Annotated in this window: 11 protein-coding genes; 5 read left to right on the forward strand and 6 right to left on the reverse strand. The window is 37.5% G+C overall.

All coding sequences use genetic code 11. The features are described from left to right. Both MKY27_RS03225 and brnQ read right to left on the reverse strand, forming a co-directional pair. Nucleotides 1-1371 carry a S41 family peptidase gene (locus MKY27_RS03225; RefSeq protein ID WP_339197678.1) on the reverse strand — a complete coding sequence of 457 codons (1371 nt, stop codon included), beginning with the start codon at nucleotides 1369-1371 and terminating at the stop codon, nucleotides 1-3. Between the two features lie 195 nt (nucleotides 1372-1566). Then, a complete protein-coding gene (gene brnQ / locus MKY27_RS03230) occupies nucleotides 1567-2886 on the reverse strand; it encodes a branched-chain amino acid transport system II carrier protein (RefSeq protein ID WP_339197681.1) in 1320 nt (439 codons plus the stop codon). Between the two features lie 306 nt (nucleotides 2887-3192). Between brnQ and MKY27_RS03235 the strand changes: the two genes are divergently transcribed. After that, entirely contained in the window at nucleotides 3193-4194 is a 1002-nt protein-coding gene (locus tag MKY27_RS03235) for an NlpC/P60 family protein (RefSeq protein WP_339197683.1), read from the forward strand. A gap of 317 nt (nucleotides 4195-4511) precedes the next feature. After that, nucleotides 4512-5060, forward strand: a complete 549-nt coding sequence (locus tag MKY27_RS03240; protein ID WP_339197685.1) for a C40 family peptidase — start codon at nucleotides 4512-4514, stop codon at nucleotides 5058-5060. Nucleotides 5061-5462: 402 nt separating this feature from the next. Here the strand turns inward: MKY27_RS03240 and MKY27_RS03245 are convergent, their stop codons facing one another. Beyond that, nucleotides 5463-6368, reverse strand: a complete 906-nt coding sequence (locus tag MKY27_RS03245; protein WP_339197686.1) for an accessory Sec system S-layer assembly protein — start codon at nucleotides 6366-6368, stop codon at nucleotides 5463-5465. Nucleotides 6369-6371: 3 nt separating this feature from the next. Continuing rightward, the gene (gene secA2 / locus MKY27_RS03250) at nucleotides 6372-8732 is read right to left on the reverse strand and encodes an accessory Sec system translocase SecA2 (protein WP_339197689.1); all 2361 of its coding nucleotides are present in this window, start codon (nucleotides 8730-8732) and stop codon (nucleotides 6372-6374) included. 369 nt (nucleotides 8733-9101) lie between these two features. Here secA2 and MKY27_RS03255 point away from each other — a divergent pair, with 369 nt between their 5' ends. Further along, entirely contained in the window at nucleotides 9102-10157 is a 1056-nt protein-coding gene (locus tag MKY27_RS03255; protein WP_251689785.1) for an MraY family glycosyltransferase, read from the forward strand. 293 nt (nucleotides 10158-10450) lie between these two features. Here MKY27_RS03255 and MKY27_RS03260 read toward each other — a convergent pair whose 3' ends face one another. Together MKY27_RS03260 and MKY27_RS03265 are read right to left on the reverse strand one after the other, a co-directional pair. Beyond that, nucleotides 10451-11500 carry an LCP family protein gene (locus tag MKY27_RS03260; RefSeq protein WP_339197691.1) on the reverse strand — a complete coding sequence of 350 codons (1050 nt, stop codon included), beginning with the start codon at nucleotides 11498-11500 and terminating at the stop codon, nucleotides 10451-10453. A gap of 138 nt (nucleotides 11501-11638) precedes the next feature. Then, nucleotides 11639-12274: a YigZ family protein gene (locus MKY27_RS03265; RefSeq protein ID WP_339197693.1), complete on the reverse strand. Its 636-nt coding sequence runs from the start codon at nucleotides 12272-12274 to the stop codon at nucleotides 11639-11641. A 161-nt stretch (nucleotides 12275-12435) separates the two neighbouring features. Here MKY27_RS03265 and MKY27_RS03270 point away from each other — a divergent pair, with 161 nt between their 5' ends. Together MKY27_RS03270 and MKY27_RS03275 are read left to right on the forward strand one after the other, a co-directional pair. Beyond that, nucleotides 12436-13599 (forward strand): sensor histidine kinase, encoded by a 1164-nt coding sequence (locus MKY27_RS03270; RefSeq protein ID WP_339197696.1) that lies wholly within the window; start codon nucleotides 12436-12438, stop codon nucleotides 13597-13599. A 22-nt stretch (nucleotides 13600-13621) separates the two neighbouring features. Next, on the forward strand, nucleotides 13622-14296 hold the full coding sequence (locus tag MKY27_RS03275; RefSeq protein WP_339197699.1) for a response regulator transcription factor: 675 nt from the start codon (nucleotides 13622-13624) through the stop codon (nucleotides 14294-14296). Nucleotides 14297-14568: the final 272 nt, after the last annotated feature.

Raw genomic sequence — 14568 nt, forward strand, 5'->3', positions numbered from 1 at the left:
TTACTGTTTTGTTGTTACGTGCAAATAAATACCGGATTTTAAATTTTTGCCTTTTTCGTTTTTAACTTTAGGATGAACGATCAGTGCATACTCTTTGCCGGCCGTTAACTCTTTTTCTGGTGTCACAACGAGCTGTTGACCCGATAATTTGTACGTTGTTTTTACAGTATCTGCGCCTAGCTCCACTAATTCAACGGAAGAAGTATCTAGCTCTTTCGCCAGTTTAGCGGAAAACTTGATTGTGAAAGTTTTGTTTAATGGAACTTTCTTTAATACAGCAAGTTCTTTATAGTTTTTCAAGTTTGAAGCGATTATGTCGTAATGTGCTTTATAGAGCGGTTCACTTACTGTTTTAATATGAGGTTTAACCCCGACTTCATTTATTTTCGTGTCGTTTGGACCATAAAAATGACCTACTGTTAATTTTAGGAAACTGCCATCTTCAAGCTCATAAAATGCCTGCATAGAGCCTTTACCATAAGTTGTTTCCCCGTAAAGCGTAACTGCTTTTTGATCGGCAAGTGCTGCTGCAGTCATTTCCGATGAACTTGCACTATATCTATTTACTAGCATTTTCGTATTTTCAGGGAATGTTGTTGATTGCTTCATCGAACGTACAATAGATGTCCCCGAAGCTTCCTTCAGCTTGTAAGCATAGGTGGCGTTCGGAAACATTCCGATAAGCTGTTCTGCTGCTGTAACATAGCCCCCTCCGTTATTTTGCAAATCGAAAATAAATGATTTTGCCCCTTTATTTTTCAAATCGCGAATTGCTTTTGATACAAGGCTTGCCGTATCATTTGAAAATGAATTCAATGAAATATAGCCCGTATTTCCGTACAAAAGCTTTGTTTCCACATTAGGAAGAGAGAAAGATTTACGTGTTAATTTTTTCGTTAAAACAGTGCCGTCTTCACGTGTAACCGTAATTGAGACTGTTGTATTTGCCGCTCCCTTTATACGGGAAGAAGCCTGGTCGATAGTTAGATCAGCAACAGGTTTCCCATCGATCTCTGTGATGATATCGCCAACTTTTAAACCTGCATTTTTTGCACTGCCACCATCAATCAGTTCGGAAATTTGAATACCGCTTTCTACTTTCTCAATGACGACACCGATACCTACAGTCGTAAGGTCCACACCATTAATAAACTCATCGAATTCTTCCGGCGTAAAATAAGCAGAATAGGGATCGAGCATTTCTGCCAGTTGCTCAAGGCTTGTGGCACGATTGATGTCGCCGCTAACATTCCCTACATAGTTTTGCTTAACAATCTGTTTTGCCTCATCTAAAGGAGCACCTAGTACTGTTAAAGGTACAGCCAGGCACATGATGAAAAACAGCATTGCTGATAAATGTTTTTTTAGCATGAGTCCACCTCATCAATTTTATTTTTCTATAATGTAATGCGTAATACCATGATACGGATATTACCATATTTTATCATGAAAACTTCCCGGATTTATGGGAAGGATAAAAAATATTTTAAGCTATTATTAGTCAATAAAAGAGGATAAGCTACAAGTTTTTACACTTATAACTTACCCCCTAAAAGATAGTTAAACTTATTTTCGTTTAGCTAAATACATAATGTAGCCGATAACACCGCCGACTAATGCAGGGACAACCCATGCAATGCCTTGCTCATAAAACGGGAAGATTGACAAAAAATTATCGTATGCTTCAATTTCAAAGCCGGCAGTTTTGATACCATCATAAATTGCAACAATACCTGTGAAAATTAAAGCCATACCATATACGCTCGGTGCGTGGTTGAATAAATTTCCGAATAGTGCAAAAACCATTAACACAATTGCGAACGGATAAATTGCAACTAACACAGGTAACGACAATTTAATTAAATCAGCTAATCCGAAGTTTGATACCCCGAAGCTGAATAGTGCAAAAATCACTAAGTACACTTGGTAAGATATTTTCGGGAAGATCTTATTGAAAAATGTTGCATTTGCAGATAAAAGACCTACAGATGTTGTTAAACAAGCTAAAATGATAACGGCAGATAAAATAATCTTACCGGCTTGTCCAAATAATTGTTGTGCTGCCAAGGAGATAATTGTACCGCCATCTTCATGGAAGCCGATTGCCGATGTACTTGTTACCCCAATGTAACCTAACGATACATAAACAAATGCTAAACCAATTGCAGCGACAATCCCTGCGAAAATTGTAATTTTAACCTGTTTTGCTCTATCCGTTATGCCACGGCCAACTAATGATTGAACGATAACAATCCCGAATACTAGTGATGCGAGTACGTCCATCGTTAAGTAACCTTGTATGAACGATTCTCCAAATGCGTTATTAATATATGGTCCCTGCGCTTCACCAGGTTCACCTAACGGAGTAATAACGGCTTTAATCGCAAGTAAACAAATAACGATTAAAAGAGCAGGTGTTAAAATTTTTCCGACACGGTCAACGATTTTTGTCGGATTATATGCTAAGTAGAATGTGATTCCAAAGAAGATAAGTGTTGTAACGAATAATGGAATCCAGCTACCTTTCATTGCTTCTGTTAAAAACGGTTCCACACCGATTGAATATGATACAGCGCCAGTACGCGGAATTGCAAAGAATGGTCCGATCGACAAGTAAATAATTGAAGTGAAAATTATACCGAAATACGGATTAATTCGGCCGGCCAATATTTCTAAATCTCCGCCATTTTTTGCTACGGCAATAATACCTAATAGAGGCAGCCCGACTCCTGTTATTAAAAATCCGATCATGGATATTACAATATTTTCCCCCGCCATTTGGCCTAATTGTGGTGGGAATATGATGTTACCTGCACCTAGGAATAATGCAAATAACATAAAACCTACCGCGATATTCTCACGGAAAAAACTTGACTTGCTATTCATGTTAACTAAACTCCTTTAATTTGAAAATACAAAGTTTTCTAAAAATTTAAATCTTTTAACAAGAACTAATTCTATCATATAATTATTAAAATACAAGCTTATTTTCAGAAAACAATTTGCGCCAATTCAGTAACTATGAAATGTTTTTGAACTTCTATTTCATAATATTGATATATAAGTATAATAATAAGGAAGAGAATGAATTTATCTGTAGAATTTTCTCCAAAAAAGAGGGTTGAATACTCTATTAAATATTAAGTAAAATAGAGTAAAATTTAGTTTCATTGAAATGGGGGAGTTTTCATATTGAATAAGAAATGGAAGGTAGTGTTGACAGGTTTAACGTTTTCACTAGCCTTATTCGTCGCACCAGATGCCGAAGCGTCCACTTATACGGTGAAACATGGCGATACGTTAACAAAAATTGCGAAAGCGCACAATACGACGATCAATCAGCTTAAACAATGGAACAACCTATCTCAGGATCGAATTTTTATCGCACAAAAACTGGTTGTTACGCCAGCAAAAAGTGCAGTAAATGCAGTGAGCAAATCACCGGCAGTAACCAAAGCGGCTGCTGCAACAACTGCACCAAAAACGACGGCAGTTTCTGTTGTAGAGGAAAAAGTTGAAAGTCCGCAAAATACAGTATCTCATACGGTTATAAAAGGGGATAATTTAACAAAGATCGCTAAAAAGTACAGTATCTCGGTAGCAAGCATTAAACAGTTGAACAATTTAAAATCTGATGCGATTAAAGTTGGTCAAAAGCTGACAATCAGCCAGCAGGCAACTAAAGACTTGGCTGTTGAAGCTCCTTCTGCCAAAACAGTAGAGGCAGAAATTAATTTCAGTCAAACAGCAGACGAAGCGATTGAAAAACAGTTAAAGAAGGAAGTTGCACTGCCGGGGAAGGTTTCCCAACAAACAGAGCGCCTATACGGACAAGCTATTCAAGCGGCTAACGCTGTATTAGGTACACCTTATAAATATGGCGGAACAACAATAGAAGGATTTGACTGCAGCGGCTTTGTAAACTACATATTTAATTCAGTCGGAGTCCAGATGGATCGTAAAAGCAGCCTTATGTATTTCGAACAAGATACGACAAAAGTGACGCAACCTGTACCGGGTGATTTAGTATTTTTCAAAAATACATTTATCCCGACGATTTCACATATGGGTATCTATTTAGGGAACAATGAATTTATCCATGCGGGATCGAAAGGTATTACGATTTCTAATGTTCAGGAAAAATATTGGGCTGAGCGCTTTGTCGCGTATAAACGACTTAATAATTTAAAATAATATGATGAAGAACTAATGTGTGTTGTTGAAAAAGCACATATTAGTTCTTTTTTTGTTACAGGAATTCATCGTAATATTACAAATGTTACGAAAAACGCTTTAAATATTGGTTAATATTACAAATAATAGCGGTAATTGTTTGGATGTTAGTTTAAAATCCCTTTTAAAAATAGGTTCTTTGGCAATGTTTGAAGTTATTTCAAAACGGGTAAATGTAACTTTGTTGTTACATAACTGTAATGTTATAAAATAGAATCCCGTGTTAACCTAATATCAATTAAGTTTTCAGAAAATTATTAATTGGTTGGAGGAACACGATGGATTACTTGAAATTATTACGCAACACCGTACTAACTTTGGCAGCAGCCTTCGTAATTTTCTTCGCACCGGTAAATGAAAATGAAGCTTCTGCAGAAACGGCTTACTCAATTGATGAGTTAAAAGAAGTCTCTTCAAAATATTTAGGAGTTCGCTATTCATACGGCGGTACATCAGCAAAAGGCTTTGACTGCTCAGGCTATGTACGTCATGTATTTAAAGAACTAGGCATCACATCACTGAATCGCACATCTTCAGAAATGTATACACAAGGTACGAAAGTTAAGAAAGCCGACCTTGAGCCAGGCGATTTAGTATTTTTCAACACATCAGGCAAACGCATCTCTCATGTAGGGATTTACATTGGTTCAGGAAAATTCATTCATGCTTCTACAAGCAAGGGTGTTATTAAAACAAGCATTAACGACAAATATTACTGGGGGAAAAAGTACGTAGGTGCTAAACGTATCGCGAACTTCTCCACAGCAGAAGCGATTGTAGCGGCTGCAGACGATTCAGATGTAGACAATACACCAGAAGCAGAATAATACATAGATTATACACACTACTACATACTGCAAAATTCGTAATTACAATCTCTCACCTTTTATAGGGTGGGGGATTTTTAGTTTGTTTTGAAATATAGAATGGGTATTGATTGTGAGTTTGAGTTCTGCTTTTAAGTCAAGTGTTGGTAGATTAATAGGTGGAACTGTGATGAAGAGGGTACATTTTAAGTAAATAATTCCACATTAGTTGATGTATTTTCCACATTAGCCTCGAAACATTCTACATAACCTCTGAAATTTCCACATTATTAGCGCTTCGTTCTATATATACAAAGAAATGTTCTACTTTTCTCGTGAAAGTGTCAATTATAATCAGGATGCGCCATAAAAAAACAGCATCCGGAAGCCAAATAAATAACTTCCAGATGCTGCATATTAAAACTATTGTGGAACGCGAGCTGTCCAACGAGAAAGGTCAATACCTTTAACTGTTACTAATTCTTTAGGGAAGATGAATGTCCAAGGTTTTGTCGTATTAGGTTGTACTGATAAGACAGGATCTAATTTAAACGAACCTTTAGCAACTACGACATTGCGTGCATCCATAATTTCAAGAGGTAACTGTTCCAGGTTAATGGCTTTATCATGACCGTTACGGATAAAAATAGATGCGTGTAAGCTGCCATCATTATTCATCTTAGCCTGCAACCCTGTAAAGTTTACTTCTGTTTTTCCTAATTTCGGTAAGCCTTTTACGATTTCTGCCAATTTTTCTTGTTGATCTTCTGGTAATTGCTTTTTCCATGTTTCATCCAAATCTAATTGGTGACCGCGTAATGAAAGCAAATTGAATGAAATTTTCCAGCCTTCTTCAGGTACTTCGTCTGCTGTAATTGAAGATGCAGGGAAGGTGAATATCCAAGGGCGTGCACTTTCTGCTGGAATGACACCAAGTTCTTTGAAATCAAAGTAATGTGAAGCGATACGGTTATCGTCTTTATCTAAAATTAATAACTCGATTTCGCCTAATTCAATAGCCTCGGATAATGAAGAACGGAAAAATGCTTTTACATTCCATGATCCGTTTGCAAGTGATGGCTCAATATTAATTGCAGCCAATGATAATTGATTTGGCTTTAATGGTGCCAAATCATTTGCCAGGAAGTTAAATACATACTTTTGCTCTTGTGGAACATCCCATTCAGGATGGAATGACAATTTTGTTATGACATCACGGTCAGCACCTTTTTTAGAAGTTTCATCAGATGTTTTTACAACAGATGATGAATCTACAGCACTGTCTTTACCTACTTTGTCACCTTTTTTAAATAAATCAAATAAACCCATATGCTATTCCTCCACATTCATCGTAATGTTTTTCATAAATGTTACAAGCTCTTCTACAATTGTGCGGCGAAGTTCCTGATAGTTTTTACCGAATAATTCTAATCCTTCGCGTTGATAAATACGCATTGGATCTTCCTGCTGATAATGACGTAACCCGATGCCTTCTTTTAAGTGAGCCATTTGTTCTAAATGTTTTACCCACATATGATCGATGAAACTTAGCATTACCTTAGGAATAACCGCCATAATTTGTTCATTTTCCTCAAAGCTTTCAATTACCGCTTTTAATTGCTTAACTGGGGGATCCATTGTATCTAGTAAATTTTTGACCTTTGTTTCATCACGATCTACTTTGACTGGTTCAATAAATAAGGAATTGACGGTTTTCTCCATTTTATCGAAGTCCCACTCAGCAACATCTTTATCCTCGGGTGCATTTTCACGAACAGCAAAGTCCACCGTTTCATACATCATTCGAACTAACAGAGGAATAATATCCTCATTTCTCAAGACTCTGTCACGTAAATCATACACAATACGACGTTGTTCATTAATAACATCGTCCAGTTTTAAATTGTATTCACGCATTGAGAAGTGAGCGCCTTCAACGATACGTTGTGTACGTTCGATCAGCTCTGTCACTTCTTTATTTTGAATTAACCCGATTTCATTCGTTGTCATTTTCTTGCGGAACTTCTCGACATCATCTTTAGCAAAACGCTTGAACATGTCGTCTTCAATCGAAAGGATGAACTGACTTTCTCCTAAATCCCCTTGACGACCGGAGCGTCCACGCAACTGGTTATCTACACGACGGCTTTCATGCTTTTCAGTACCGATTACAAATAAACCGCCAAGCTCTTCAACGCCTTCACCTAATACGATATCCGTACCACGTCCAGCCATATTTGTAGCAACGGTAATACGACTTTTTTGTCCTGCTTCCGAGATTAATTCAACCTCTTGTTCGACTGTTTTCGCATTTAATAATTGGAACTGTAATCCGTGTTTTTTCAAGTAATCCGCTACTTTTTCGGATTGTAGAATAGAAGTTGTTCCTACTAGTACTGGCTGTCCATTTTTATGACGGCGCAATACTTCCTGAGCCACATATTCGTATTTTTGCTCGATTGTTTCAAATACGATATCCGGCTGGTCCAAGCGACGACGCGGACGGTTTGTCGGTATTTGAATAACACGCATACCGTAAACTTCTAAAATTTCTTTTTCCTGAGTTTTTGCAGTACCTGTCATCCCTGATAATTTAGGGTACATACGGAAATAGTTCTGAATTGTTACTTGGGCCTGTGCTTTGTTTTCCTCAGTGATTGTCACGCCTTCTTTCGCTTCAATCGCCTGGTGTAAACCGTCCGAAAGGGAGCGTCCTTCCATTATACGGCCAGTAAACATATCAACTAATTCAATTTTGTCTTCACGTACGATGTAATCAACGTCACGTTCAAACATAACGTGTGCACGTACTGCCTGAATTACGTAATGGTATAGTGTTTGATGTTCCAAATCGTATAAGTTATCAACACCAAAAGCCGCTTCAACTTTTTCAATTCCTTGATCAGTTAACGAAGTTGCTTTTGTTTCGTCATCGAAATCATAATCTTCCTCAACTTTGAAACGTTTCGCTAACATTGCAGCAATGCGATGCAGTTCTTCGTTTGCCCCCATTTTACCAGCAATGATTAAAGGTGTTTTCGCTTCGTCGATCAATACAGAATCCACTTCATCGATAATTGCGAAGTGGTATGGTCGCTGTACTTTATCGCCAATTGTATGGGCCATATTATCACGTAAATAATCGAAACCGAATTCCGTCCCGACACCGTATGTAATATCCGCATTATACGCTTCCTTTTTATCTCCTGGTTCCATCATCGGAACATTCAGTCCGACTGTTAACCCTAGGAAACGGTGGATTTGACCGATTAATTCGAAGTCACGTTTTGCAAGGTAATCGTTTACCGTAATAACATGTACACCTTTACCCTCCAATGCGCGGACATAAGATGGAAGTGAGGCAACAAGTGTTTTACCTTCACCAGTCGGCATTTCGGCAATATTACCTTCAGTAAGTACAAGACCACCGATTAGCTGCACATCAAAGTGGCGCATGTTTAATACGCGTTTAGAAGCTTCACGGACAACAGCAAATGCGTCAGGAATAATATCAACAAGTTCTGTTCCGTTTTCTAGACGTTCTTTAAATGTAAATGTCATATTGCGAAGTTCTTCGTCAGACATGGGACTATATGTTGCTTCGAGGCTGTTGATCTGCTCTACTGTTTTGTAGTATCTCTTGAGCTCTCGAGCACTTGTTTGCTCTTTATTACGTTTGAAAATTGAGAACATTATTTTACTCTCCTTTGAAATTGGCTACTTTAATATAGTAGACACTTCGTTATTTTATCAAATAATGCACAAAAAGACTACTGACCAAAAGGGAATTCATAGGAGCAATATAAATAAACTGGATAGGAACCAAATTAATAATGGTACTTATTTGATAATTTGAAAGCTTTCAAAGAAATTAATAATGTAAGAGAAGATTAATAGATGTTAAATTTATGTGAGCTGAATAAATAGTGGAAGGAATTTAAGCTATATTTTATGATTTGTTCATGCTATACTTATGGTGAATAAAAATGTAGAGTTTTTAATGAATCTCCAAAAGGCGATTTATTGTAATGCTTTATACTACAAAAATTAAGGAGGAGAGACATGATTTACGTGTCTTTAATCGTAGCTTTTATTGCTGCTATTATACTAACTCCGCTTGTGAAGCGATTGGCTTTTCGCCTTGGAGCTGTAGATGCCCCGAACTATCGTAAAGTGCATGCTCGCATTATGCCACGATTAGGCGGTTTAGCAATTTTTGGTGCGTTTATGATCGGGATATTACTTTTAAAATTTGTCACGAACTTCGAAAGTGACTACTTATACGCGATTTTAATTGCCGCGACAATTATCGTAGCAACAGGTATCGTTGATGATATGCGTGAAATTTCCGCTAAAGCAAAATTGCTTGGCCAAGTGATCGCTGCCTGTATTGTTGTATTTGTCGGCGGTATTCAAATTGATAATATTAACTTACCGTTTGGTGGGGAACTGGAATTCGGCTGGTTAGGAATTCCGTTCACAATTATTTGGATTGTCGGTATTACTAATGCAATTAACTTAATCGACGGTCTTGATGGACTAGCTGCAGGTGTATCAACAATTGCTCTAATGACATTAGCCGTAATGGCAATGATCATGGGGAATGGTATTGTGATCGCAATGGCTGCCATTTTGGCTGCTGCAACAATCGGTTTCCTGTTTTTCAACTTCCACCCCGCGAAAATTTTCATGGGGGACACAGGTGCACTGTTTTTAGGATTTATGATTTCAGTGCTCGCACTACTAGGATTTAAAAACGTAGCGGTTATTTCGTTCGTTATCCCGGTTATTATGTTAGGAGTTCCGATTTCTGATACGTTCTTCGCAATCGTTCGTCGTTTGCGCAGCGGTAAAAAGTGGTCGGATCCGGATAAATCGCATTTACACCACCGTTTATTGGATTTAGGATTCTCGCATCGTCAAACTGTGACGATTATTTATGCAATGGCTGCAATGTTCGGTCTCGCTGCTGTCATCTTCTCGATGGCAAAAGTTTGGGGCGCAATTTTACTCATTGCGGTAATATTAGTTGCGATTGAGCTGTTTGTAGAAATTATCGGCCTTGCCGGTAAAAACTATAAACCGTTACTCAACCTCGTAAGAATATTTAATAAGTGAAATGACCGAAACAAGTAAATGGCTTAGTGCTGTTTGCTTGTTTTTTGTTTTGGGGGATTTTTTTTGCAAAGCATAGGAGGAATGTAGAAAGTTATGTGGGGAAAGTGGAACGGACTGAACTATAAGTAGAAAGTTTTGAAGCAAAAGTAGAAACTGTTCATGGAAAAGTAGAATAAATGGTCGAAAAAGAAGAAAGTGTGAATTTTAATGACGGATACACACACTTTATTATAGGTAGAAACACCAAATAAAAAACCAACCCCCGCATCACTCGCGGAGATTGGTTTATCAAATTATTGTGTATCTGTATCCGTTCTTGTTGTATAAGCTGAATTTGATTGTGAGCTTGTGCCTGAAATGTTTGTTGATTCAGGAGTAAGTCCTAAATGACTTTTTAAAATATGGCTCGTTTCTTCAAGTGCTTCTTGATCCAACTTGTAATAATAAACGCCTGTCGACATATCGTCATAGCCTTCCAATGTCAATGTATCAATACGGGGCATGCCGTTTGTTAAATAGCTGAAGAAAGATTTCATCTCTGTAAATGTCATATCTGTCTTCATATTGTTTCCGACAGCTGATAAAATATCATCGTATTTTGAAATGGATGTAAATGATGCTGCTTTTGTTGCAATCGCCTTAATGATTTCCTGTTGGCGTTTACCGCGTTCAATGTCATTGTCCTGTTTACGTGTACGTGCAAGTGCCAATGCTTGACGACCATCCAACGTTTGGAGACCAGGTTGCAGTCTTACTGTATTACGGTCGAATTCATCTTTTTCATTCATTACATATGGTACTTCTGCTTCAATTCCGCCTAATGCATCGACAATATCGATGAAGGCATTAAAGTTTACACGCATGTAGTAATCAATCGGAATATCAAATAATTCTTCTACAGTTTCAATTGAAGCTAGTGTGCCACCACGAGCGTGCGCATGGTTGATTTTATCGTTATATCCGATATGAGGGATGTAAACATATGAATCACGTGGGATACTCACTAGTTTAACTGATTTAGTTTTATTGTTTAAAGTGGCAAGCAGGAGGGCATCTGTGCGGGAATTATCTGCACCTTGACCGCGCTTTTCACTATCATCGACACCTAAAATTAAAATCGAAACATTGTCTTGGGCCGGTTCTACTTTTACTTCACGTTGTTCCGGAATTTTACGGTCTTCGATTACTTCATATGCACTGTTTGCAGCATGTTCGGCTTGCTTCGTCAAATAGACACCGTACGCTGTTGCACAAATTACGAGCGAAAGAGTCAAAAGCGTCGTAACTTTAAGAAACAATCTGAATTTCGAAGAGCCTTTCTTTTTATTTTGCCTTGTTTTCATAAAGATTCTCCTCTAGTCTGGGGATAGGTTACTATATTAAATTGGGTATAATCATTGGTTCATAATCTTATCTAATATACTACAATCTACTTTTGTCGTAAAGTTACGAAATCATGTATTATATGACGCTTAATTACACTATTCTTTCAAAAACTCGATAAAAAGTGCATCTTCTTGTGTGATCACAGCCTGGCCATTTGTCAGTTCTGTAATCCAGTCAATGAAAGTTTGCTCATCTTCTTTTAAAACGTGTACATAAATTTCTACATTTTCAGCATACTGAATATCATGAAGAGGGTAGTGGGAACCGCGTATCTCATTTTCTATTTTCCCCAACCACACATAATCAATCCCAATTTTCATTAAATAATGTAATTTTCGCTCAATAACTTGAGCAGCTGCGATACCTTCTGTCGTTGCTTTACTGTAGGCGCGGATTAAACCGCCTCCGCCTAGCTTTATGCCGCCGAAATAACGAGTGACGACAACGACCGTATCTTTTAAGCCCTGTTTTTTCAGAACTTCTAACATAGGGACGCCTGCAGTACCACTAGGTTCCCCGTCATCATTCGCTTTTTGGATCTGATCATGCTCCCCGATCATATAGCAGGAGCAGTTATGGGTAGCCGATGCATGCATCTTTTTTATTTTATCAATAAAGAGAATCGCTTCTTCTTCTGTTTCGACGCGTTCTACATAAGTTAAAAAACGCGATTTGGATATGATGATTTCTGATTCTCCGTAACCTTTTACTGTAATGTAGTTATTTCTCATTATCTATTCTCCTTAATATTACAATTTGATTTCAAATTTGTGGTTATAATTTAACTTAAAAAATGATTTACTAATGATATAATATGTATGTACTATATTAGTAGGTTACAAAGTAAAAAGATAGAGTAGTTCGCATTCTGACTAAGTAAGGTGGGGAAAAAGTGCTAGAAAACAATCAAATAGACATCGCCTCGCTTGATGTAATATTTAATCGAATGTTGGAAACTATTACAAGTTCAAAAGATGATGTATTTATTATAAGCGAACAAAGCCGCAGAAACTTCGAAGAGATGCAACAAGAGCTGGAAGTTGTGCGTCATGAAATTAAGATTATAATAGATGAAAGTGATAACTTGGAAAAGTTGCTTCAATTATCTAGACAGCGATTAGTCGTTGTAAGTAAGAGTTTCAATAATCATTCAGAAGAGCAAATACGTGCTGCTTATGAAAATACAAGTAATTTACAATTAAAGGTCTCTCTTTGCCGGGAGCGTGAAAAGCAGCTAAGAGATAAGCGTGATGATTTGGAAAGACGCCTGCGCACACTTTATGATACGATTGAAAGAGCGGATCATATCGTGAATCAAGTGAATGTTGTTATTAACTTTTTGACGACTGACCTGAAGAATGTCGGGGCAGCACTTGAACAGGCAAAAATCAAACAGGATTTTGGTATACGTATTATCGCAGCCCAGGAAGAAGAACGAAAGCGTTTATCGCGCGAAATTCATGATGGGCCTGCACAGATGATGGCGAATGTACTGATGCGTTCGAATTTAATTGACCGCACTTTCCGAGAAAAAGGATTCGACGCCGCTTTAAAAGAAATACATGATTTGAAAATAAGCGTACGCAACGCCTTATCCGAAGTACGCCGCATTATTTATGATTTACGTCCAATGGCACTTGATGACCTAGGTATTGATCCAACATTGAAAAAGTATTTATCTACGATTATGGAGTACAATCCGGGTGTTGAGATTCAGTTCCTTTCATATAATAACGAGCGCAGAATCCCTTCAGATTATGAGGTGGCTGTTTTCCGTTTAGTGCAGGAAAGTGTAAACAATGCATTGAAACACGGAAAACCAAACCTGATTATTGTTAAACTAGAGTGGTTATGTGACGAAATTAATGTTGTAGTAAAAGATAATGGGGTTGGATTTGATGCAGAAAGCGTTCGTGAAGGATCTTTCGGTATTATGGGAATGAGAGAAAGAATTGAACTGCTGAAAGGTTCTTTGAAGATTAGCAGCAGCATCGGTAAGGGTACAACGATTTTAATGAAAATACCATTGCCGACAAAAGATGAAGAGATTAGATAGCAGAATTCCAGGGGGTTTCGAAATGACGAAAATTATTATTGTAGATGATCACCAATTATTCCGTGAAGGGGTAAAACGTATTTTAGATTTTGAAGATACATTCGAGGTTGTTGCTGAAGGTGATGACGGTACAGATATCGTAAACTTATATGAAAAAAACGAACCGGATGTTGTATTAATGGATATTAATATGCCGGGCAAAAACGGTGTAGAGGCAACAGCCGATTTACTTGCTGTATATCCGGATGCGAAAGTAATGGTTTTATCGATTCATGATGACGAATCATATGTAACACACGCATTAAAATCAGGTGCACTTGGCTATATGCTGAAAGAAATGGATGCCGATGAAATCGTTGAAGCGATTAAAGTTGTTTCTAACGGTGGTTCTTACCTGCACCCGAAAGTAACAAAAAATCTGGTTGCGGAATTCCGTCGACTATCAGAGCACGAAAATAAAGGTAATTTCCATCAAACAGAAATTCGCCGCCCATTCCATTTATTAACGAAGCGTGAATGTGAAGTGCTTCAATTATTAACAGATGGCCAATCGAACCGTACAATCGGTGAGACATTATTCATCTCGGAAAAAACAGTTAAAAACCATGTATCAAGTATTTTACAAAAAATGAATGTTAATGACCGTACACAAGCAGTAGTAACAGCCATCAAAAACGGCTGGGTAGAAGTACGTTAATTACATATTTAACGTTAAAACAAGGATTCGATTTTTGTATCCTTGTTTTTATTTTTGCATATTATTCCCGATTAATAAATAGACTTCCCGACCTAATCTATGAAACATCTGTGAACAAGTTTCGTCCTAATGTTTTGAAGGCAATAGCAAATAATTCGTGCATCGAATTTTTTTGTTCATAAAGAAATTTAGGTTTTTAATGAAATTTGTATAAGAAAAAACATCATCACATGCTATGTTGTACAAGATGGGTTTTTCCAATATTGTGTGCT

Source organism: Solibacillus sp. FSL R5-0449 (assembly GCF_037975215.1).
Classification (GTDB): domain Bacteria; phylum Bacillota; class Bacilli; order Bacillales_A; family Planococcaceae; genus Solibacillus.

Coding starts and splice junctions, on each gene's coding strand:
- MKY27_RS03225 (WP_339197678.1), bottom strand. CDS start 1,371: ATGCTAAAAAAACATTTATCAGCAATGCTGTTTTTCATCATGTGCCTG.
- brnQ (WP_339197681.1), bottom strand. CDS start 2,886: ATGAATAGCAAGTCAAGTTTTTTCCGTGAGAATATCGCGGTAGGTTTT.
- MKY27_RS03240 (WP_339197685.1), top strand. CDS start 4,512: ATGGATTACTTGAAATTATTACGCAACACCGTACTAACTTTGGCAGCA.
- MKY27_RS03245 (WP_339197686.1), bottom strand. CDS start 6,368: ATGGGTTTATTTGATTTATTTAAAAAAGGTGACAAAGTAGGTAAAGAC.
- secA2 (WP_339197689.1), bottom strand. CDS start 8,732: ATGTTCTCAATTTTCAAACGTAATAAAGAGCAAACAAGTGCTCGAGAG.
- MKY27_RS03255 (WP_251689785.1), top strand. CDS start 9,102: ATGATTTACGTGTCTTTAATCGTAGCTTTTATTGCTGCTATTATACTA.
- MKY27_RS03260 (WP_339197691.1), bottom strand. CDS start 11,500: ATGAAAACAAGGCAAAATAAAAAGAAAGGCTCTTCGAAATTCAGATTG.
- MKY27_RS03265 (WP_339197693.1), bottom strand. CDS start 12,274: ATGAGAAATAACTACATTACAGTAAAAGGTTACGGAGAATCAGAAATC.
- MKY27_RS03275 (WP_339197699.1), top strand. CDS start 13,622: ATGACGAAAATTATTATTGTAGATGATCACCAATTATTCCGTGAAGGG.